The sequence below is a fragment of the Neisseria sp. P0009.S007 genome, from assembly GCF_051962515.1.
In genome coordinates, this window is record NZ_JBQCVF010000932.1 from 1 (window position 1) to 391 (window position 391).

Genomic DNA, 391 nt, shown 5'->3' on the forward strand with positions numbered 1-391 from the left:
ATGCGGATGATGAATTTATCGCGCTCGCTGGTGGAATAGATGCCGCCCATGCCGACTTTGTCCAAGAGGCGGCGCAGGCCGTCTTGCGGGATTTTGGCGCGGTTTTCCGCCCATTCGGTTTCCATTTGGCCGATGCCGGGTTCTTCGGATTTGATGTCAAAGCCGTTTTCTTGCCAGAATGCTTTCAACAGAGGCCAAATTTCGGCAGGGGATTTGCCTTGGACTTCAATCCAGCGTTGGTTGCCGTCGCGCTCCAAACGGACGCCTTTGACGGATTTGAGGACCTCGGAGTTGGCGGCCTGTTGGGTTGCCGATGTACGGCGGCTCAGGTCGCTGGCGCGGACGGCACCGCTGCCTGCGGGTATTTGATAGAGGTTGCCTTGATCGGGGT

The 391-nt window shown here is 57.8% G+C and carries 1 protein-coding gene; it reads right to left on the reverse strand.

The features are described from left to right. Positions 1 to 391, reverse strand: a 391-nt coding sequence (gene bamC / locus ACTHS3_RS17175; protein ID WP_440368663.1) for an outer membrane protein assembly factor BamC, incomplete at both ends; no start/stop codon positions are given.